The following is a 21009-nucleotide window of genomic DNA, read 5'->3' as shown; positions in this document are numbered from 1 at the left end:
GTTACTGATTTAACTGTCTTTTGGTCTTAGTTGTCGCGATATGAGTTGCTGGGTCGTCAGGCCAGACATGCTTCGGGTAACGCCCTTTCATCTCTTTTTGCACCTCTTTATAGGCACCTTGCCAAAAACTGGCGAGATCCCGCGTCACTTGCAAAGGACGCTGAGCTGGAGACAGCAGCTCTAACACAATGGTCTTTCGACCAAGAGCAATTTGAGGTGAAGTTTGCTCACCAAAGACTTCTTGCATCCTTACCGAGAGCACAGGCTCTTGGCCTTGTTGATAGCGAATCGCTTTCTTCGTGCCTGTCGGTAATGTGTAATGTGTGGGTAGCCACTCTTCGATCTCTTGATTAAGCGGCCAACCGAGAAACGCCGTCAACGCTGCTAGAACGTCCACTTTCCCAAGAGCTTTGACCGAGCTCACACCCGTCAAATAAGGCTCTAGCCAAACATCGAGTTGCTCAAGCAAAGCGGCATCCGACAATTGAGGCCAATTGTGTTCAGGCAGCCAGTCCGCCGCACAACGAAATCGCTCCAGCTCCGCGATACTTTTTGGCGTCCAATTTAATACTGATAAGCCTTTACGACGAATAAAATTGAGTAAAGCTTGCGTCATTTTTTCGTTTGATGGTTCTGGAAGCGCCACTTTTGAAACAATGAGCTTACCAAACTTTTGCTGGCGCTCAGCGACTAAGCGTCCCTTTTGTTCATCCCAATCAACGACATCCAGATCGATAAACGCATCTGGGCACATCTGTTCAAGTTGATGAATGTCGAGTTCGATCGCCGAGAAAATAGTTGAAGAATCAGAGTGGCTGCGCATCAGTTCAATCGCCACAATATAATCACAACTTGATAGCCCTTCTTCCATGCGCATTTCTCCGCCGTGGCCATTGGCAAGTAGAAAGCGTCCGACTTGATTGTCTCGAGCCTTGGCAATGCGATCAGGAAAAGCACTGGATAACAACATTGCGACCAAGGATTCATCACAGCGCGACAACGAAAAGTCTGCCGATAATTTTTTCGCCAAAGCGCGCGCGCGCTGCTCAACCAGAGGTTGCTTGGCGTGTTTCCCTTGCTTAAAGCGATGGACGCTGTGAGAAAAATCGACTTGATTACGCTCGGGCTCTTCAAGCAGCGCCGCAACCATCACTCCAGTATCAATACATTGGTGAGCTTTCGCCGTCGAGAGCATCGCGGCAATACGCGGCTCTACCCCAAGCGTCACCGCAAGCGATCCTGCTTGGGTCAGTTGCCCCTTCTCATCGAGCAGATGCAACGATCTCAACAGGGAGCGCGCCTGCCCTATGGCACTTTTTGGCGGAGTGTCGAGCCAGAGCAAATCATTCACATCCTGCGCTCCCCACTGGGTGAGCTCAAGCGCTAGGTTTGCCAAATCAGAATGAAGAATTTCCGCAGGGGGCACATCCGGCTGCTGATTGAGTTGGCTCTCACTATATAAGCGCACACAAATGCCCGCTTCCAAACGCCCTGCTCGACCGGCTCGTTGCTCGGCTGAAGATTTGGCAATACGAACTTGCTCTAGGCGTGTTACGCCACTTTTTAGGTCGAACTTGGCCACCCGCTCAAGCCCCGAATCCACCACCAAACGTATGCCTTCAATGGTCAACGAGGTCTCCGCAATATTGGTTGCCAACACCACTTTTCTCTTGCCGGGCTCCGCGGGTTGAATCGCCATCTGCTGCTGAGCAAAGTTTAACTGGCCATAAAGGGGGCAAATTTGAATGTCTTTAGGCAAGCCCGCCAGCCTTTCTTCCACGCGTTTAATGGCAGCCACACCAGGCAAAAATGCAAGCAGAGAGCCGCTCTCTTGATTCATTAAGCTAGCGATTTGCTTGCTCATTAGCTCTTCAAGGCGATCATTGGCTTTCCCAGGCTGATAGCGAAACTCAACTGGATAGCTTCGACCTTGAGATTCGATATAACGCGCCTCAGGAAGCAATCGACACAGCGCCGCTTGATCGAGCGTTGCCGACATCACCACTAACTTAAGATCATCACGCAGCGCTTCTTGAATCTCTATACAAAACGCAAGTGCCGTATCGGTATGGATGCTGCGTTCATGAAACTCATCAAACAGAATGAGATCCACTCCGTTCAACTCAGGATCCGACTGAATCATGCGAGTCAGGATCCCTTCTGTCACTATCTCGAGTTGGGTTGTGGCACTCACTTTAGTTTCGCCACGAACTCGATATCCTATTCGCTGGCCAACACTCTCGCCCAACTGCTGAGCCAAATAACGCGCAATATTACGCGCCGCCAGCCTTCTGGGTTCTAGCATGATGATTTTGCCCGCGATCCCCCCTTGCTTGACGAGCTGTAAGGGGAAATGGGTCGATTTACCCGCGCCGGGGGCCGCTTTGAGGATCAGTTGAGCGCAGTCGCGAACACCCGAGAGTAACTCAGGCATCACGCCTTCAATAGGCAGTTGTGACAATGGGAAAGCCTTGTGGTGTAATGTTGGCAACTATTGTACATAAAAACAGTGCCAAATGAAGTTCGAGCCCGCATTAGAACCTGCCACACTTATTCAACGATACAAGCGCTTTCTCGCTGACATTACCTTGCCTGATGGCAGTGAGCGCACCATTCATTGCGCCAACACCGGAGCGATGACGGGTTGTGCTACGCCCGGCAATGCCGTGTGGTATTCCACTTCCGACAACCCTAAACGTAAGTACCCCAACAGCTGGGAGTTGACCGAAACAGCACAAGGGCATCGCATTTGTATAAACACCGCACGCGCTAACCAATTGGCAGTAGAAGCTATCCAATCAGGTACCATCGCTGAGCTGCAAGGGTATGATCAACTTCAAACAGAAGTAAAATATGGCAATGAAAATAGTCGAATCGATATCTTGCTCAATTCAGAAAATAAACCAAAATGCTATATAGAAGTTAAGAGTGTCACCTTACTGGACGAAAAACTTGCTGGGCAAGGTTATTTCCCCGATGCTGTCACGACAAGAGGCCAAAAGCATCTGAGAGAACTCTCAGAAATGGCACAAAGTGGACATAGAGCGGTACTTTTGTTCACTGTTTTACATTCGGGTATTGAAAAAGTGTCTGCCGCACACCATATAGACGCCAAATATTCACAATTACTGAAAACTGCGCAAGAACAAGGGGTGGAAGTCCTGTGCTACAAGGCCGAGCTTTCCAACTCAGAGATGAAACTGGTCAACGCAATTGAATTTATCAATTGACAGAAAAAGTGGTGTCACCTTCACATTGACAACAACTTTACGATTCAGAGTTTGCCTCGATAAGTTCTTTTTGCTATAGATACCCGCCTTAAATTAACTGCGAGCGCAGTTGACTAGGTGTTAGTAGGAGATGCTGCATGCCAGAATCAAAGAAAAAAGCGCTAGGCATCCTAGCCATTGCAGGGGTTGAGCCATATCAAGAGAAGGCTGGTGAAGAGTACATGTCACCAGAGCAAATGGCTCATTTTACAAAAATTTTGACAGCTTGGCGCAACCAGCTCAGGGAAGAAGTTGATCGCACTGTTCACCACATGCAGGATGAAGCAGCGAATTTCCCAGATCCAGTTGACCGCGCGTCTCAAGAAGAAGAGTTCAGCCTTGAACTTCGAAACCGTGACCGTGAGCGCCGTCTAATCAAGAAGATTGAAAAGACACTAAACAAAATCGAAGAAGATGAGTTTGGTTTCTGTGATTCTTGTGGCATTGAGATTGGCATCCGTCGTTTGGAAGCCCGTCCAACTGCAGACCTTTGTATCGACTGTAAAACACTTGCAGAGATCAAAGAGAAACAAATGCAAGGTTAATCACCTCCATTCTGTTAATTATAAAGGGAGCATTCGCTCCCTTTTTGGTTTAGTGAATTGCTATGAGTTACATTGGCCGTTTTGCCCCATCACCGTCTGGACCTTTGCACTTTGGCTCCTTAGTTGCCGCGTTAGGCAGTTACTTCCAAGCCAAGTCACAGCAAGGTCAATGGTTGGTTCGAATTGAAGATCTTGACCCTCCGAGAGAGATGCCCGGGGCGGCTAGCTTGATCCTTGAGACACTGGAAGCGTACCAACTGCATTGGGATGGCGAAGTCGTTTATCAAAGTCAACGCCATGACTTATACCAGCACCAAATCGAACACTGGCTGCAATCAGGTCAAGCCTACTACTGCCAATGTACACGCAAACAAATCAAAGCAATGGGTGGCTTTTATCAAGGCACTTGCCGTGATTTAACGCTCAATCAGCCAGATAACTGTGCCATTCGCCTAAAAATGACACATCCTATCTATCAATTTGAAGATGAGAAGCACGGTCAACTGACGATTCCAACCGCCTTAGCAGATGAAGATTTCATTATAAAACGCCGCGATGGGTTATTTGCTTACAACCTTGCGGTAGTATTGGATGACATTGACCAAGGCATCACAGAAGTGGTTCGTGGCGCCGACCTGATTGAACCTACAGGACGCCAAATTAGCTTGTATCATATGCTAGGTAAAGCGCCTGTGAGCTATCTTCATCTTCCACTGGCGCTAGGGGACAATGGTCAGAAGTTGTCCAAGCAGAATCATGCGCCAGCCATTGATAATCGCAATCCAAAGCCCGCTCTGTTAGACGCAATGCGCTTTTTAGGCTTTGAAATGCCACAAGATATCAAACAGCTGAGCGTGAGTGAGATCATTGATTGGGGCGTTAAAAATTGGCACTTGCAGCAGTTGCCAGCATCGATCGAGATCACACCAAGATTCTCAAACCGCTCGCCGTAAGCTATTATTAGCCGCAAATTCGCCTTATTAGGCACAAATTAAGCCTGTAGCAAGGTTGGTTTTCACCATATTATTGCCAGATGCACATGAACAAAAACGACGATACACCAAGCGAAAAGAACATATACCCAGAGCTTTCTCTGAATATCATCACTCGCCAAGAGCACAACGTCTCTCGTAAGAAGATCAGTGATAATGCACTGAAAGTGCTGTACAGACTTCATGGAGCAGGCTTTGACGCATATCTTGTTGGGGGCGGAGTTCGAGACCTTCTACTCGGCCAACAACCAAAAGACTTTGACATTGCGACCAACGCAACGCCAGAGCAAATTCGCCAGTTATTTAAAAACTGTCGCCTAATCGGACGCCGATTCCGTCTCGCGCACATTATGTTTGGTCGCGATATCATTGAAGTCGCCACATTCCGCGGTCACCACCAAGAACCGAGCAAGAACGTTTCTCAGCAATCCAAAGAAGGGATGCTGCTCCGTGACAATGTGTACGGCACGATTGATGAAGACGCCGAGCGTCGCGACTTTACCATCAATGCGATGTACTACAGCATTGCCGACTACTCAATTCACGATTATGCAGGCGGCGTCGAAGATCTTGAAGACAAATTGGTTCGTCTGATTGGCGATCCTGAAACGCGTTATCGCGAAGATCCAGTCCGTATGCTGCGCGCAATTCGATTCGCGGTAAAATTAGACTTCGACATCGAGGAAGATACCGCAGCGCCAATCGAAGAGATGGCAGTCTTACTGCGCGATATTCCACCAGCACGACTCTACGAAGAATCACTCAAGATGCTGCAATCAGGCCACGGTCTAGAAACCTACCACCTGATGCGTGAATACAACTTGTTTCAGCAACTGTTCCCAACCATCGCCGAGTTCTTCACTGAAGAGTACGACTCACCAACTGAGCAAATGCTAGATTTGGTTCTCGATTCGACCGATCAACGTATCGAAGAAGGTAAACGTATCAACCCTGCGTTTATGTTCGCCGCCATGCTGTGGTATCCGCTACAAGCAAAAGCGCAGCAGTTGATGGAGAAACGCAAACTCGCTTACTACGATGCAATCATGGAAGCGAGCAACCAGGTTCTCGATGATCAAGTTCGTTCCATCGCCATTCCACGTCGCCACACCGCGACCATCCGCGAAATTTGGCAACTGCAACTTCGCATGCCTCGCCGCAATGGTAAACGAGCGTTCCGCCTAATGGAGCTCAATAAGTTCCGTGCAGGCTTCGATTTCTTAGAAATGCGCGGTGAAATTGAGCAAGGCGAAACCCAGCAACTCGCCAAATGGTGGGAAACCTTCCAAAATGCGGGTCGTAACATGCGTCAAGCCATGGTGGCTGATTTAGATGCCAGCAGCGATGAAAAGCCAAGACAGCGTCGCCGTAAAACGTATCGCAAGAAAAAGTCGAAAGCATCATGATGAACACCGTCTTTATTGCGGTTGGTAGCAATCTTGCCGATCCTGTTACTCAAGCGAATGAAGCCATTCATGCGCTCAAAAGCCTGCCTCGCTCAGAGTTTGTGCGAACCTCTAGCTTATACAGCAGTACGCCCATGGGGCCGCAGGATCAGCCTGACTACATTAATGCCGTTGTTGAAGTAAAAACAGAATTAACGCCACTTGAGCTACTCGATTGCACACAAGCTATTGAACTAGAACAAGGGCGCGTCCGTAAAGAAGAGCGCTGGGGCCCAAGAACCTTAGATCTCGACATCATTCTTTACGGCAATGAGGTGATTGATTCGGAGCGTCTCGTTGTTCCACATTATGGAATGAAAGAGCGCGAGTTTGTGCTCTACCCGCTTGCCGAAATCGCACCAAATTTAACCCTCCCATGTGGGACCAGACTGGAAGACTTACTTAAAGTCGTTGAGCAAAACGGTCTGCGTATTTGGCAATCATAGCCAACTCCTATAAGGAAAAATCATGAAAAAAATAACCATTAGCGATCTGATGAAATGGAAGCAGGAAGGTCGTAAATTTGCCACTTCTACCGCTTATGACGCAAGTTTTGCGCAGCTATTTGAAAGCCAAGAAATGCCCGTGCTACTCGTCGGTGATTCACTTGGCATGGTTCTTCAAGGAGAATCGTCAACGCTGCCAGTCACAGTAGAAGAGTTAGCCTACCACACACGCTGTGTACGCGCAGGAAGCCCAAACTGCCTTCTAATGGCCGATATGCCATTTATGAGTTACGCAACGCCTGAGCAAGCATGTGAGAACGCAGGAAAGCTAATGCGTGCGGGTGCAAATATGGTGAAAATCGAAGGTGGCGACTGGTTAGTCGAGACCGTAAAAATGCTGACAGAGCGTGCCGTACCAGTTTGTGCTCATCTTGGCTTAACGCCTCAGTCAGTCAACATTTTTGGTGGCTTTAAGGTACAAGGCCGCGACCAAGAAAAAGCGGATCGCATGGTTCGCGATGCCCTAGCGCTCCAAGAGGCAGGCGCGCAAATCATCCTACTGGAATGTGTACCTAAAGAGCTGGCAGCTCGCATCACAGAAGTGTGTGATGTGCCGGTGATTGGTATTGGTGCGGGTAACGTGACAGACGGTCAAATCTTAGTGATGCACGACATGTTTGGTATTGCCGCTAACTACATGCCAAAGTTCTCGAAAAACTTCCTTGCTGAAACCGGAGACATGCGCAAAGCTGTTGCCAAATACAAACAAGACGTTGAGAGCGGTGCGTTCCCTGACGACGCACACACTATTGCCTGAGGATAATGTTCATGCAAACTTTTGCTGAAATTGCTGCTCTTCGTGAGCAAATTAAACAGTATAAAAGAGATGGCCGAACAATCGCGTTTGTACCAACGATGGGCAACCTACACGAAGGTCACTTAACGTTAGTACGCAAAGCTCGCGAGCACGCTGATGTGGTTGTGGTGAGTATTTTCGTTAACCCAATGCAGTTTGAGCGTGCTGACGATCTCAATAACTACCCTCGCACATTGGAAGACGACCTCACCAAGCTAAGCGGTGAGGCAGTAGAATTGGTCTTCACCCCAACGCCTGAAATCATCTACCCTGAAGGGCTCGATAAACAAACATCGGTTGATGTTCCAGGTTTATCGACCATTCTAGAAGGTGCATCACGCCCTGGTCATTTCCGTGGCGTCTCAACAATAGTCACCAAGCTGTTCAACATTGTTCAGCCCGATGTGGCTTGCTTTGGCGAAAAAGATTTTCAACAGTTAGCAGTCATCCGAAAGATGACTGAAGACTTAGCGCTCGATATCGAGATCATTGGTGTGCCAACAGTTCGTGAAATGGATGGCCTTGCAATGAGCTCTCGCAACGGTCTGTTGACTCTAGATGAGCGTCAGCGTGCACCAGTATTGGCTCGTACCATGCGTTGGATCAGCAGTGCAATCCGCGGTGGTCGTGATGACTACGCCTCTGTGATTGAAGATGCCAGCGATCAGCTGCGTGCCGCAGGTCTCCAGCCTGATGAAATCTTTATCCGCGATGCTCGCACGCTCCAAGCGATTACAGCCGAAACCACTCAAGCCGTGATTCTGATGTCTGCATTCTTAGGCAAGGCACGTCTTATCGATAACCAAGTGGTTGAGATGACAGTGGAAACTAAAGAAGAGGAAGAAGCGTCAACCTCTGATGAAAAGAGCGAGTAATCGCCTACTATCGTTTAAAAAGGCTTGGTGCTGCGCACCAAGCCTTTTTTGATTCAAATGAATTCGTCAACTAGCTTCTTAAGCCGATTCCCTTAGTCACTAAGTAGTGCGCGATCGCGTACAACACGACAACGAAAATACTCAACACACCAAATGAAGTGACAATACCAACATCAGATACCCCCAAAAAGCCGTAGCGGAATGCGTTAACCATGTAGACAATCGGATTGATTTTCGACACCCCCTGCCAAAACTCAGGTAACAAGCTGATGGAGTAAAACACGCCACCAAGATAGGTCAAAGGCGTTAAGACAAAAGTCGGGATGATCGAGATATCATCAAACGTCTTCGCGAACACCGCATTGATCAAGCCCCCCAAAGCAAACACGACAGAGGTCATAAATACAGTCGCGATGATTATGCCCCAGTGCTCAACTTGAAGATCAACAAACAGTAGTGAGACAACAGTAACGATGGTGCCGACGAGCAAACCTCGCACTACACCACCCATCACAAATCCTAAAATGATCACATAGTTGGGTACAGGCGCAACCAACAACTCTTCAATGTTTTTTTGGAACTTAGCACTGAAAAACGATGATGCTACATTCGAGTATGAGTTAGTAATCACCGACATCATAATCAAGCCAGGAACAATGTACTCCATGTAGCTAAAACCGTTCATCTCGCCAATTCTAGAGCCGATCAAGCTGCCAAAAATGATAAAATATAGCGTCATCGTGATCGCCGGTGGAACCAAGGTTTGCACCCAAATGCGGGTAAAGCGATTGATCTCTTTGGCTAATAAACTGCGAAAAGCGGTCCAATACAACTGATACATGTTATTCGCTCCCCTCTCTCACAATGCTAACGAACAGCTCTTCCAATCGGTTGGCCTTATTGCGCATTGATAACACCTTCACCCCTTGTTCGGTCAACTGAGCAAAAATACCGTTAAGCCCTTGTTTTTTATCAATTTCAATCTCTAACGAGCCCGCACTAAACTGCTGCTTGTTGACACCCTCGAGTCTTGGTTCAGGGGCACCATCTTCCAAATCAAGAATAAAGGTCTCCACCTGCAGTTTGTTAAGCAGACTTTTCATGGTGGTGTTTTCGATCAGCTCACCCTTGCTGATGATGCCGATGTTGCGACACAACATCTCCGCCTCTTCTAAATAGTGAGTGGTGAGTATGATGGTAATCCCTTGCTCAGAGTTAATTTCTTTAAGGAACTCCCACATTGAACGACGCAGCTCGATATCCACCCCTGCGGTCGGCTCATCCAAAATCAGTAGTTGCGGCTCATGCATCAGCGCTCGAGCAATCATCAAACGGCGCTTCATTCCTCCAGATAAATTTCTTGCACGTTCGTTACGCTTTTCCCACAAATCGAGTTTAGTTAAGTACTTTTCAGCCCTTTCTTCCGCCAGTGATTTAGACACCCCGTAGTAGCCCGCTTGCTGCATGACGATCTGTTTCACCGTTTCAAATTGGTTGAAATTAAATTCTTGCGGTACCAAGCCTAGGTTTTGCTTTGCAAGTTCTAAATCGCTATCGATATCAAAACCGAATACCTTAACGTTACCTGATGTCTTGTTGACCAAAGAGGAGATGACGCCAATAGTGGTCGATTTACCCGCGCCATTGGGACCAAGCAGTGCGTAAAAGTCCCCTTTTTCCACATTTAGGCTGACGCCTTTCAGTGCTTCAAACCCACCTGCGTAGGTCTTACGCAGCTGTTCAATCTCTAATGCATACATAACAAACTATCGTTTCTTTGAATTAACCAAATTAGTTTATCGTTGAGTAACGATGATTACAATTAAACCTTTCGAATATTTTAGAAATATAAAAATTATTCAAAAAAAAACGCCGCAGAAGCATCTGCGGCGTGGAGTGACATTCTCTAAAAAGTAGCGGCTAAACTAGCTCTGTCTGACCTTCACCTGTATCTACATGACGAATAGCCGCTTTAAGCGCTTCATAGCGGAATTTATAAGTGTTGGCAGCAGGTACCAAATCAAGCACATGGAACTTCTCCAGTTGCTGGCGCGTTTTCTCATTTGGACACAGCAAATACACTTCACAATTAGCATCTTGCGCGTCTTTAATGGCGTTTTCTAGGGCGAGTCCTACGGTGACATCGATCATCGGCACATCGGTCAAATCGAGGATCATCACCTCGTAATCAGAAATACTGGTGTGCTGACGTGAAATCGCTTTCGACACGCTAAATATCATGGGGCCAGAAAGATAGAAGAACAGTACTTTACCATTGGCCATGTCTAACAAGCCGCGTTCACTGTCAGACAGCGGTACGTCATCTTCATCCGCATCACTGATCGCCTTCACTTGGCGAGCTTGTTCACGACTCAAGCGCTCGATGATGATGATGTTTGAGATAAATACCCCCAAACCAACGGCCACAATCAAATCGACAAACACAGTCAGCAGCATCACGCCGTACATGATCGCCATACCGGCAAAACTGACTCGGTGAGCACGCTGAATAAAGCTCCAATCAAGAATATTGAAGCCAACATAAACCGCAATACCCGCCAGAACCGCCATCGGAATAGGCTCTGTTAGGCCACCAGCCACCAGTACGACTAACGCGAGCATTAACGCACGAATAACACCAGAAAGTGGCGAACGGGCTCCGACCTGAATATTTGTTACCGTCCCCATAGTTGCACCAGCACCAGGCAGAGCACCAAACAAGCCTGAAATCATGTTCGCTAAGCCTTGGCCACGAAGCTCTTTGTCTGAATCATGCTCTTTACGCGTCAAGGAATCACCAATAACTGCCGTCAACAGGGTATCAATACAACCAAGTGTACCTAGCACTAGCGCATCAATAACCATCTCGGTGAACATAGATGCATCAATATGCGGCACAACAAGTGAAGGTAAGCCCGCCGGGATTTCACCAATACGACGAATCGAGTCTGTATCAAATAGAATGACGGAAAGCAGTGTGACAGCGACAAGCGCGACCAGTTGAGCTGGAACGTACTTACGATAACGCTTAGGAAAGAAAAACAAGATCCCGAGAGTCAGCAAGCCAAGAAATAGCTCACTGAATTTCATATTGGCGACCGTATCAGGTAACGCAGACAAGGTGCCAATTACACCGCCAGCAGGGGCAGCGTGACCAAGGAGGGGGGATAATTGGAGAATAATCAGAATCACGCCAATTCCCGACATAAAACCGGAGATGACGCTATATGGCATCAAAGTTACGTACTTTCCTAACTTTAGCGTACCCAGCAAGATCTGAAACGCACCTGCCATCATCACGACAGTGAACGTCATTGCCATCCCCGTCTCAGGGTACTTCGCCATCATACTGGTTAAAACGGCAGTCATGATCACCGTCATAGGGCCAGTAGGCTCGGATATTAACGTATTCGAGCCACCAAAAAGTGAGGCAAACAGCCCCACCATTATGGCTCCCCAAAGCCCGGCTTCAGCGCCAGCTCCTGAGGCGACACCAAATGCCAGTGCTAATGGTAAGGAGATGATGGCGGTAGTCACACCACCAAACAAATCTCCTTTGAGATTGATATCTTCAAAACGACTTCCAAACACAACTCAGCTCCATGCTTAAAATTTGGCTACGACACCTTACTTTCTGGGTTACCCTATACAGGCTCAAAAATTGAGTCCAATAACCACTCTTTTTGTAGCGAAACATAACGAGAAATATTAGCGATTTGCTGCGAAATGTCGCTATTTTCATCACTTTACCAAATGTTATCTAGTAGAGATAAGTGTTAATTACATCTCATAACTCATACTTTATAACCTTTGGTTAGGATGAGTGCTAAGTTTATGATTTTTAGCGCTCAAACACGTCAGATGAGTGCCTTTTCGAGCAATTATCATAGGAACGAAATTGTAACATTGTGTATAGTGGTGCAAGAATTTTTTAAGGATTGCGAACGAGATGCCGGAAATTAAACAGCTATTTGAAAATAACTCGAAATGGTCTGAGTCAATTAAAGCTGAGCGACCAGAATACTTCACGAAACTTGAAGAAGGTCAAAACCCCGGATTCCTCTGGATTGGTTGTTCTGATAGCCGAGTACCTGCTGAACGTTTAACGGGGCTTTATTCTGGTGAATTGTTCGTCCACCGCAACGTTGCGAATCAGGTAATCCATACCGACCTTAACTGTTTATCCGTTGTTCAATACGCGGTTGACGTACTCAAGGTCAAACACATCATCGTCTGCGGACACTATGGCTGCGGCGGGGTCAATGCGGCCATCGATAACCCACAACTGGGGCTGATCAATAACTGGCTGCTGCACATTCGCGATTTGTACTTCAAACATAGGGACTACCTAGATCGCATGGCACCGGAGGATAAAGCTGATAAGCTCGGAGAGATAAACGTCGCGGAGCAAGTGTATAACTTGGGGAACTCAACGATTATGCAAAATGCTTGGGAGCGCGGCCAAGACGTCGAAATTCATGGCGTTGTCTACGGCATTGGCGATGGTAAGTTGCAGTACTTGGGGGTGCGTTCTAGCTCAAGGGAAAGTGTCGAAACCTCATATCAAAAAGCGATGGAGTCTATTCTCAATCCAGATCAGCAGCTTCTTTGCCGATAACTACCAAGCCTGAAAAAGAACGCCCGTGAACATATCACGGGCGTTTTTGCATCTGTCTTACTGAACTGATTTACTCTTGAGGCACAACTTTACCGATGTATGGTAGATGGCGGTATTTTTGTGCGTAATCGATACCCACACCGACAACAAACTCATCAGGAATTTCGAAGCCAATCCACTTAACATCGACATCCACTTCTCTACGAGATGGTTTATCCAAAAGAGTACAAATCTCAACTGACTTTGGCTCACGCAGTGTCAGGATCTCTTTCACTTTGTTCAAGGTATTACCTGTATCGATAATATCTTCAACAAGTAAAACGTCTTTGCCTTTGATGTCATCATCAAGATCTTTAAGAATACGAACATCGCGTGAACTTTCCATGGTATTACCGTAGCTCGATGCTGTCATGAAATCGACTTGGTGAGTCAGATCGATCGCACGAGCCAAATCAGCCATAAACACAAATGAACCACGTAGAAGACCAACAAGAACAAGATCCTCGCTGCCTTTGTAGTGTTCACTGATTTGTTTGCCTAACTCTTTCACTCGTTCGCTGACTTCTTGCTCAGAAATCATTACTTCTACTGTATGTTTCATACCAATCTCATTTATCGCGTGGGCTAACATTCATTTCTGAAATAGTAGCTGATGTTTTCAAGCGCCTAGTTTAACGATTGCGGAACAACAAAGAAAGAGTCTCATGCATCAGAAAAGCCACACACATCAACTAAACCCTATGACGTTCCGCACGTATATTAACAATTGTGGTTATAAAGTGTACTGAAAACGTTGACCTTCTTTATATGCACCATTACACTCATTATGCTTCTAGGCAAATAATAAAATACTAAATAGGGCAAAGCCCAATACAAACAACTCAATTGGCAAGGATATTGATATGGACTCAATAGCGAAAAGACCGCGCACGCGTCTGTCTCCGCAAAAACGTAAACAGCAACTGATGGAGATTTCTCTAGAGGTATTTGCTCGTCGTGGTATCGGACGTGGAGGTCACGCAGATATTGCTGAAATCGCTCAGGTTTCAGTCGCAACCGTATTTAACTACTTCCCGACTCGTGAAGATCTCGTTGATGACGTACTAAACTATGTCGTGCGTCAGTTCTCGAATTTTCTATCGGACAATATTGATTTAGATCTGCACGCGAAAGACAACCTAGAGAACCTCACATCGGCAATGGTGAACCTAGTTGCCAATGATTGCCACTGGCTAAAAGTGTGGTTTGAGTGGAGTGCATCAACGCGCGATGAAGTATGGCCACTGTTTGTCACCACTAACCGTACAAATCAGCTTCTAGTACAAAACATGTTTATCAAAGCGATTGAACGTGGTGAAGTCTGTGACCAGCATGATCCAGCCGATCTTGCGACACTGTTCCACGGCATTTGTTACTCGCTGTTTGTACAAGCAAATCGTGTACAAAACACAGATGCACTGTCTAAGCTAACCCAAAGTTACTTGGATATGCTGTGCATCTACAAACGTGACCACTGATCAAAGCTCACTACTGGTAAAGCTGATACTCAGGTATCAGCTTTTTTATTTCTGTCAGGTATAAAAAAACCGCTGAATCATCAGCGGTTTTTTACTATCAATCTTCAAGAAAAATTACTTTTTCTTTTTCGCTTTCGGGTTTGGAAGGTCAGTGATTGTCCCTTCAAACACTTCCGCCGCCAGACCAACAGACTCATGTAGAGTTGGGTGAGCGTGGATAGTTAGCGCGATATCTTCTGCATCACAGCCCATCTCGATTGCAAGACCGATTTCACCTAGAAGTTCACCACCGTTAGTACCAACGATAGCACCACCAATTACGCGATGAGTCTCTTTGTCGAAGATAAGCTTAGTCATACCATCTGCACAATCAGATGCGATTGCACGACCCGAAGCAGCCCATGGGAATGTCGCTGTTTCGTAGTTGATGCCTTCAGCTTTCGCTTCTTTCTCTGTCTTACCAACCCAAGCCACTTCTGGCTCTGTGTAAGCAATTGAAGGAATAACTTTAGGGTCGAAGTAGTGCTTCTTACCAGCAATAACTTCAGCAGCAACGTGACCTTCATGCACACCTTTGTGCGCAAGCATTGGTTGACCAACGATATCGCCGATAGCAAAGATATGAGGAACGTTAGTACGCATTTGCTTATCAACGTTGATGAAACCGCGCTCATCGACTTCTAGACCTGCTTTTTCTGCATCAAGAAGTTGACCGTTAGGTACACGACCGATAGCAACTAGAACAGCATCGTAGCGCTCAGCTTCTGCTGGTGCTTTTTTGCCTTCCATTGAAACGTAGATACCGTCTTCTTTCGCTTCAACTGCTGTTACTTTGGTTTCAAGCATTAGGTTGAACTTGTTCTTGATACGCTTAGTGTAAACTTTCACGATATCTTTATCCGCAGCTGGGATAACTTGGTCGAACATTTCAACAACGTCGATTTGAGAACCTAGAGAGTGGTAAACCGTGCCCATTTCTAGACCGATGATACCACCGCCCATGATAAGCAGTTTTCCAGGAACTTCTTTCAGTTCAAGTGCGTCAGTAGAATCCCAGATACGTGGGTCTTCATGTGGGATAAATGGCAGTTTGATTGGACGAGAGCCCGCTGCAACGATCGCGTTGTCAAAGTTAACCACTGTTTTGCCTTCTTCACCATCCACTTCAATCGTGTTAGGACCAGTAAATTTACCAAAACCGTTAACCACGTTAACTTTACGCATCTTAGCCATACCGCCAAGACCGCCAGTTAGTTGGTTGATAACTTTTTCTTTCCACTTACGGATCTTGTCGATATCAGTTTGTGGCTCACCAAACACGATGCCGTGCTCAGCAAGTGCTTTCGCTTCTTCGATAACTTTAGATACGTGTAGTAGTGCTTTCGATGGGATACAACCCACGTTCAGACAAACACCACCAAGAGTGCTGTAACGTTCAATAAGAACAGTTTCTAGACCTAAGTCTGCACAACGGAATGCGGCAGAGTAACCAGCAGGACCTGCACCAAGTACTACTACTTGGGCTTTAATTTCTTTGCTCATTTTGACCTCTTGTAGTCATAATCCCTAACAGGCTGAGTGGGTATTGATTCACTATGTTCAAGTCAGTTTGTTTTAAACAGTTATTTTCAGACCGCCATCAGTTTACAGAGATGTTAATGGTGTGAAAAGTAAATCAATTTAGCCTGTGAGCTAGACAACAATTCGCTTGAGAAAACCTTATTGAGTCTAAGGTCTGCAATCAAATTGTTTGGTAATTATTATTAGTAGAGGCGGCTAAATGTGCCGCCTCTCAATCATCTGACTTCTATTAAAGAACTAGACGACGAATGTCTGATAGCGCTGCGTTCAAGAACGTGATGAAGCGAGCACCTTCCGCGCCATCAATCACACGGTGGTCGTATGATAGAGACAGTGGAAGCTGTAGACGTGGTTCGAATTCTTTACCGTTCCACACTGGCTTCATTTCAGACTTAGACACACCCAGGATACCAACTTCTGGTGCATTTACGATTGGTGTAAATGCCGTACCGCCGATGCCGCCAAGGCTAGAGATTGTGAAACAACCGCCTTGCATGTCAGCAGCCGTTAGCTTACCAGCACGTGCCTTCTTAGACACAGCCATTAGCTCTTCAGATAGCTCGTAAATGCCTTTCTTGTTCACATCTTTGAATACTGGAACAACTAGACCGTTAGGCGTATCTACTGCGATACCGATGTTCACGTATTTCTTCAGAATGATGCTTTCGCCATCTTCAGATAGAGAAGAGTTAAACGCTGGGAACGCTTCAAGTGCTTTCGCTGCTGCTTTCATGATGAACACAAGTGGCGTGATCTTCATGCCAGTGTCTTTCTTCGCTTCGATAGCGTTCTGCTCTTTACGGAATGCTTCTAGCTCAGTGATGTCTGCGTTGTCCCACTGTGTAACGTGAGGGATCATTACCCAGTTGCGGTGTAGGTTTGCACCAGAGATCTTCTTGATCTTAGAAAGCTTCTGAACTTCAGTTTCGCCGAACTTGCTGAAGTCAACTTTTGGCCAAGGTAGAAGACCAAGAGCAGAGCCGTCACCGCCTTTGCCAGATGCCGCAGCACCAGACTCAAGACGCTTAAGTGCTTCTTTAACGTAAGACTGAACGTCTTCTTTAAGGATACGGCTCTTACGACCAGTACCTTTAACCTTAGATAGGTTAACGCCAAATTCACGAGCAAGACGACGAACAACAGGAGACGCGTGTGCGTAATCGTTGTTTTCTTGGAAGTCGTTCGCTGCAGGTGCCGCTTCAGCTTTTGCTGCTGGAGCAGGAGCCGCCGCAGGTGCTGGAACTGCTGCTTGTGCAGGTGCTGCAACAGGAGCAGGCGCTGCGCCCTCTACAACGAACGTCATGATTAGAGAGCCAGTCGTTACTTTATCGCCAGCTGCAATCTTGATTGCTTTTACTGTACCAGCGAATGGTGCAGGAACTTCCATTGAAGCTTTGTCGCCTTCAACAGTGATTAGAGATTGCTCTTCTTCCACTGTGTCGCCAACCGCTACCATGATCTCAGTAACTTCAACTTCGTCACCGCCGATATCAGGAACATTCACTTCTTTCTCAGCTGCTGCCGCCGCAGGTGCCGCTGGAGCTTCTACTGCTGCTGGAGCTGCTGCTGGAGCCGCTGCTGCGCCTGAACCTGCAGTTTCGAATACCATGATTAGAGTACCAGTTGTTACTTTATCGCCAGCAGCAACTTTGATCTCTTTAACCGTACCAGCGAAGGGGGCTGGAACTTCCATTGATGCTTTGTCGCCTTCAACAGTCAGAAGAGATTGCTCTTCTTCGATGCTGTCGCCCACTGCAACCATGATTTCAGTAACTTCTACTTCGTCGCCACCGATATCTGGAACATGAACTTCTTTAAGTTCTGCTGCTGCAGGAGCTGCAACTGGTGCTGCTTCAACTGCTGGAGCTGCCGCAGGAGCCGCTTCTACAGCGGCACCTTCAGCTTCGAAAATCATGATAAGAGAACCAGTCGTAACAGAATCGCCTTCAGTTACTTTGATTTCTTTAACAATACCTGCTTGAGACGCTGGAACTTCCATAGAAGCTTTGTCGCCTTCAACAGTGATCAAAGACTGTTCTTCTTCAACCTTGTCGCCAACGCTTACAAGAATCTCAGTAACTTCAACCTCATCCGCACCGATGTCAGGTACATTAATTTCGATTGCCATTGCTTATTTACCTTCTAGTTAAGCGCTGTATTAAGCGTAAAGTGGGTTTGTTTTTTCAGTGTCGATGTTGAACTTAGCAATCGCTTCAACAACGACTGACTTCTCAACATCACCACGTTTCGCTAGCTCAGTAAGAGCTGCAACAACTACGTAGCCCGCATTAACTTCGAAGTGACGACGTAGGTTCTCGCGGCTGTCAGAACGGCCGTAACCATCAGTACCAAGTACTTTGTAAGACTCAGAAGGCATAAACGCGCGAACTTGCTCACAGTAGTTCTTCATGTAGTCAGTCGCTGCGATAGCTGGCTCGCTGCCCATTACTTGTGCAATGTAAGGTACTTTCGCTTCCGCTTCTGGGTGAAGCATGTTGTAACGCTCTGCGTCTTGACCGTCACGAGTTAGCTCGTTGAACGATGTTACAGAGAACACGTCAGATGCGATGCCGTACTCTTCGCTCAGGATAGTCGCTGCTTTACGTACTTCGTTCATGATAGTACCAGAGCCCATTAGCTGAACTTTAGACTTATCACCTGCGTAAGACTCAAGCTTGTAGATACCCTTACGGATGCCTTCTTCAGCGCCTTCTGGCATTGCTGGCATTGCGTAGTTTTCGTTCATTACCGTTAGGTAGTAGAACACGTTCTCTTGGTTCTCACCGTACATACGACGAATACCATCTTGCATGATGACTGCAACTTCGTAAGCGAATGTTGGGTCGTAAGAAATACAGTTAGGAACCGTGTTCGCCATGATGTGCGAGTGACCATCTTCGTGCTGTAGACCTTCACCGTTTAGCGTAGTACGACCTGCAGTAGCACCTAGTAGGAAACCGCGAGCTTGTTGGTCACCAGCCATCCACGCCATGTCGCCAACACGTTGGAAACCGAACATAGAGTAGTAGATGTAGAACGGGATCATTGGCAGATCGTTGGTGCTGTATGAAGTCGCAGCTGCAACCCAAGATGCCATTGAACCTAGTTCGTTGATACCTTCTTGTAGAACCTGACCTGACGTTGCTTCTTTGTAGTAAGAAACAATGTCGCGATCTTGAGGTGTGTAGTTCTGACCGTGCGGGTTGTAAATACCGATCTGACGGAACAGACCTTCCATACCGAACGTACGAGCTTCGTCACAGATGATAGGAACGATATTCTTACCAATGTTCTTGTTCTTAAGCAGGATGTTAAGAGTACGGACGTAAGCCATTGTTGTAGAGATATCACGCTTCTGCTCGCTTAGTAGCGGAGCGAACTCTTCTAGCTCAGGCACTTTGAATTCTTGAGTGAACTTAGGTAGACGCTGTGGCGTGTAACCTTTTAGTTCTTTACGACGAGCGTGTAGGTATTCGTATTCCGCTGAACCTTCTTCAAGTTTCAGGTATGGAAGTTCTTTCACTGCTTCGTCAGTTAGGATGTCCTGAAGACCTAGACGATCACGTAGGTGTAGTACGTGAGTCATGTCCATCTTCTTAACTTGGTGCGCGATGTTCTTACCTTCAGCCGCTTCACCCATGCCGTAACCTTTAACAGTCTTCGCTAGGATTACTGTTGGACGACCTTTAGTTTCTGCTGCGTTCTTGTAAGCTGCGTATAGCTTAGAAGAATCGTGACCACCACGCTTAAGTGCGAAGATTTCGTCATCAGTCATGTCTGCAACCAGTGCAGCTGTTTCTGGGTACTTGCCAAAGAAGTGCTCGCGTACGTATGCGCCATCTTTAGATTTAAATGTTTGGTAGTCGCCATCTACAGTTTCGTTCATTAGCTGTAGAAGTTTACCTGACGTGTCTTTCGCCAGTAGTGCATCCCAGTTGTTGCCCCAGATAACCTTAACAACGTTCCAGCCAGCGCCTTTGAACAGACCTTCTAGCTCTTGGATGATGCTACCGTTACCCATTACAGGGCCATCTAGACGCTGTAGGTTACAGTTGATTAGGAAACAAAGGTTGTCTAGTTTCTCACGCGCAGCGAAAGATAGAGAACCACGTGATTCTGGCTCATCCATCTCACCGTCGCCTAGGAAAGCGTATACACGTTGAGCAGAAGTATCTTTAAGACCACGACCTTCTAGGTACTTAAGGAAACGAGCTTGGTAGATCGCAGAGATTGGACCAAGACCCATAGATACTGTTGGGAACTGCCAGAATTCAGGCATTAGTTTAGGGTGCGGGTATGATGGGATACCTTTGCCATCTACTTCTTGACGGAAGTTATCTAGCTGCTCTTCAGTTAGACGACCTTCAACAAATGCACGAGAGTAGATACCCGGTGAGATATGACCTTGGTAGTAAACTAGATCGCCACCGTCCGTCTCATTTGGAGCGCGGAAGAAGTGGTTGAAACAGACTTCGTAGAATGCAGCCGCTGATTGGTAAGAAGCCATGTGACCACCAAGGTCTAGGTCTTTCTTAGATGCACGCAATACGATCATGATTGCGTTCCAGCGAATGATTGAGCGAATACGACGTTCAAGAGTCACATCACCTGGGTATGCTGGCTCTTGTGCTGCCGGAATCGTGTTGATGTAGTTCGTGTTGATACCAGTTGGCATATCAACGCCGTCTAGACGTGCTTTCTCTAGAACAGTTTCTAGTAGGAACTGTGCACGTTCTACACCTTCTTCACGTACTACTGACTCTAGGGCTTGCAGCCAATCTTGAGTTTCCAGTGCGTCTACGTCATGCTTCATGTCAGACATGGCGATCTATCCTTCTGTTGGTTGGATCTAGTTATTTACGCAA

At 46.8% G+C, this 21009-nt stretch carries 17 protein-coding genes; 9 read left to right on the top strand and 8 right to left on the bottom strand.

Annotated features, from left to right (window positions below; genetic code table 11):
- Position 1: 1 nt before the first annotated feature.
- Positions 2-2461 (bottom strand): ATP-dependent helicase HrpB, encoded by a 2460-nt coding sequence (gene hrpB, locus U9J37_RS13975; protein ID WP_005475670.1) that lies wholly within the window; start codon positions 2459-2461, stop codon positions 2-4.
- 55 nt (positions 2462-2516) lie between these two features.
- On the opposite strand from hrpB, the gene sfsA reads away from it, so the two are divergent.
- The 7 genes from sfsA to panC all read left to right on the top strand — a co-directional run bounded on the left by sfsA (position 2517) and on the right by panC (position 8428).
- On the top strand, positions 2517-3230 hold the full coding sequence (gene sfsA, locus U9J37_RS13970; protein ID WP_005475678.1) for a DNA/RNA nuclease SfsA: 714 nt from the start codon (positions 2517-2519) through the stop codon (positions 3228-3230).
- A 137-nt stretch (positions 3231-3367) separates the two neighbouring features.
- Positions 3368-3814 (top strand): RNA polymerase-binding protein DksA, encoded by a 447-nt coding sequence (gene dksA / locus U9J37_RS13965; RefSeq protein WP_005475686.1) that lies wholly within the window; start codon positions 3368-3370, stop codon positions 3812-3814.
- Between the two features lie 62 nt (positions 3815-3876).
- Positions 3877-4767, top strand: coding sequence for a tRNA glutamyl-Q(34) synthetase GluQRS (gluQRS, locus tag U9J37_RS13960; protein WP_322413841.1), 891 nt, complete (start codon positions 3877-3879; stop codon positions 4765-4767).
- A gap of 80 nt (positions 4768-4847) precedes the next feature.
- Entirely contained in the window at positions 4848-6212 is a 1365-nt protein-coding gene (gene pcnB / locus U9J37_RS13955; RefSeq protein WP_038137610.1) for a polynucleotide adenylyltransferase PcnB, read from the top strand.
- On the top strand, positions 6212-6697 hold the full coding sequence (folK, locus tag U9J37_RS13950; RefSeq protein WP_043887351.1) for a 2-amino-4-hydroxy-6-hydroxymethyldihydropteridine diphosphokinase: 486 nt from the start codon (positions 6212-6214) through the stop codon (positions 6695-6697). Before pcnB ends, folK begins: the two co-directional genes overlap by 1 nt.
- A 22-nt stretch (positions 6698-6719) precedes the next feature.
- Positions 6720-7514, top strand: a complete 795-nt coding sequence (gene panB, locus U9J37_RS13945) for a 3-methyl-2-oxobutanoate hydroxymethyltransferase (RefSeq protein ID WP_005475655.1) — start codon at positions 6720-6722, stop codon at positions 7512-7514.
- 11 nt (positions 7515-7525) lie between these two features.
- Positions 7526-8428, top strand: a complete 903-nt coding sequence (gene panC, locus U9J37_RS13940; RefSeq protein ID WP_038191306.1) for a pantoate--beta-alanine ligase — start codon at positions 7526-7528, stop codon at positions 8426-8428.
- Positions 8429-8498: 70 nt separating this feature from the next.
- Here the strand turns inward: panC and U9J37_RS13935 are convergent, their stop codons facing one another.
- From U9J37_RS13935 to U9J37_RS13925, 3 genes are all read right to left on the bottom strand, one after another.
- Positions 8499-9269 (bottom strand): ABC transporter permease, encoded by a 771-nt coding sequence (locus U9J37_RS13935; RefSeq protein ID WP_005475692.1) that lies wholly within the window; start codon positions 9267-9269, stop codon positions 8499-8501.
- A 1-nt stretch (position 9270) separates the two neighbouring features.
- Positions 9271-10188: an ABC transporter ATP-binding protein gene (locus tag U9J37_RS13930; protein ID WP_005475691.1), complete on the bottom strand. Its 918-nt coding sequence runs from the start codon at positions 10186-10188 to the stop codon at positions 9271-9273.
- 160 nt (positions 10189-10348) lie between these two features.
- Positions 10349-12019, bottom strand: a complete 1671-nt coding sequence (locus U9J37_RS13925) for a SulP family inorganic anion transporter (RefSeq protein ID WP_005475683.1) — start codon at positions 12017-12019, stop codon at positions 10349-10351.
- 358 nt (positions 12020-12377) lie between these two features.
- Between U9J37_RS13925 and can the strand changes: the two genes are divergently transcribed.
- Positions 12378-13046 (top strand): carbonate dehydratase, encoded by a 669-nt coding sequence (gene can / locus U9J37_RS13920; RefSeq protein WP_005475685.1) that lies wholly within the window; start codon positions 12378-12380, stop codon positions 13044-13046.
- Between the two features lie 70 nt (positions 13047-13116).
- On the opposite strand, the gene hpt is transcribed toward can, so the two are convergent.
- Positions 13117-13647 carry a hypoxanthine phosphoribosyltransferase gene (hpt, locus tag U9J37_RS13915; RefSeq protein ID WP_038137618.1) on the bottom strand — a complete coding sequence of 177 codons (531 nt, stop codon included), beginning with the start codon at positions 13645-13647 and terminating at the stop codon, positions 13117-13119.
- A gap of 301 nt (positions 13648-13948) precedes the next feature.
- Here hpt and U9J37_RS13910 point away from each other — a divergent pair, with 301 nt between their 5' ends.
- A complete protein-coding gene (locus tag U9J37_RS13910) occupies positions 13949-14563 on the top strand; it encodes a LuxR/HapR/OpaR family quorum-sensing transcriptional regulator (RefSeq protein WP_005475688.1) in 615 nt (204 codons plus the stop codon).
- A gap of 114 nt (positions 14564-14677) precedes the next feature.
- Here U9J37_RS13910 and lpdA read toward each other — a convergent pair whose 3' ends face one another.
- The 3 genes from lpdA to aceE all read right to left on the bottom strand — a co-directional run bounded on the left by lpdA (position 14678) and on the right by aceE (position 20966).
- Positions 14678-16105: a dihydrolipoyl dehydrogenase gene (gene lpdA, locus U9J37_RS13905; RefSeq protein ID WP_005475672.1), complete on the bottom strand. Its 1428-nt coding sequence runs from the start codon at positions 16103-16105 to the stop codon at positions 14678-14680.
- A gap of 268 nt (positions 16106-16373) precedes the next feature.
- Positions 16374-18272, bottom strand: coding sequence for a pyruvate dehydrogenase complex dihydrolipoyllysine-residue acetyltransferase (gene aceF, locus U9J37_RS13900; protein ID WP_005475689.1), 1899 nt, complete (start codon positions 18270-18272; stop codon positions 16374-16376).
- A 30-nt stretch (positions 18273-18302) separates the two neighbouring features.
- On the bottom strand, positions 18303-20966 hold the full coding sequence (gene aceE / locus U9J37_RS13895) for a pyruvate dehydrogenase (acetyl-transferring), homodimeric type (RefSeq protein ID WP_005475660.1): 2664 nt from the start codon (positions 20964-20966) through the stop codon (positions 18303-18305).
- Between the last annotated feature and the right edge of the window lie 43 nt (positions 20967-21009).

The sequence above is a fragment of the Vibrio sp. 16 genome (assembly GCF_963681195.1).
Lineage (GTDB): Bacteria > Pseudomonadota > Gammaproteobacteria > Enterobacterales > Vibrionaceae > Vibrio > Vibrio sinaloensis_D.
Note: the sequence above shows the minus strand (reverse complement) of the source record. Positions and strands in the feature narration are given on the sequence as shown.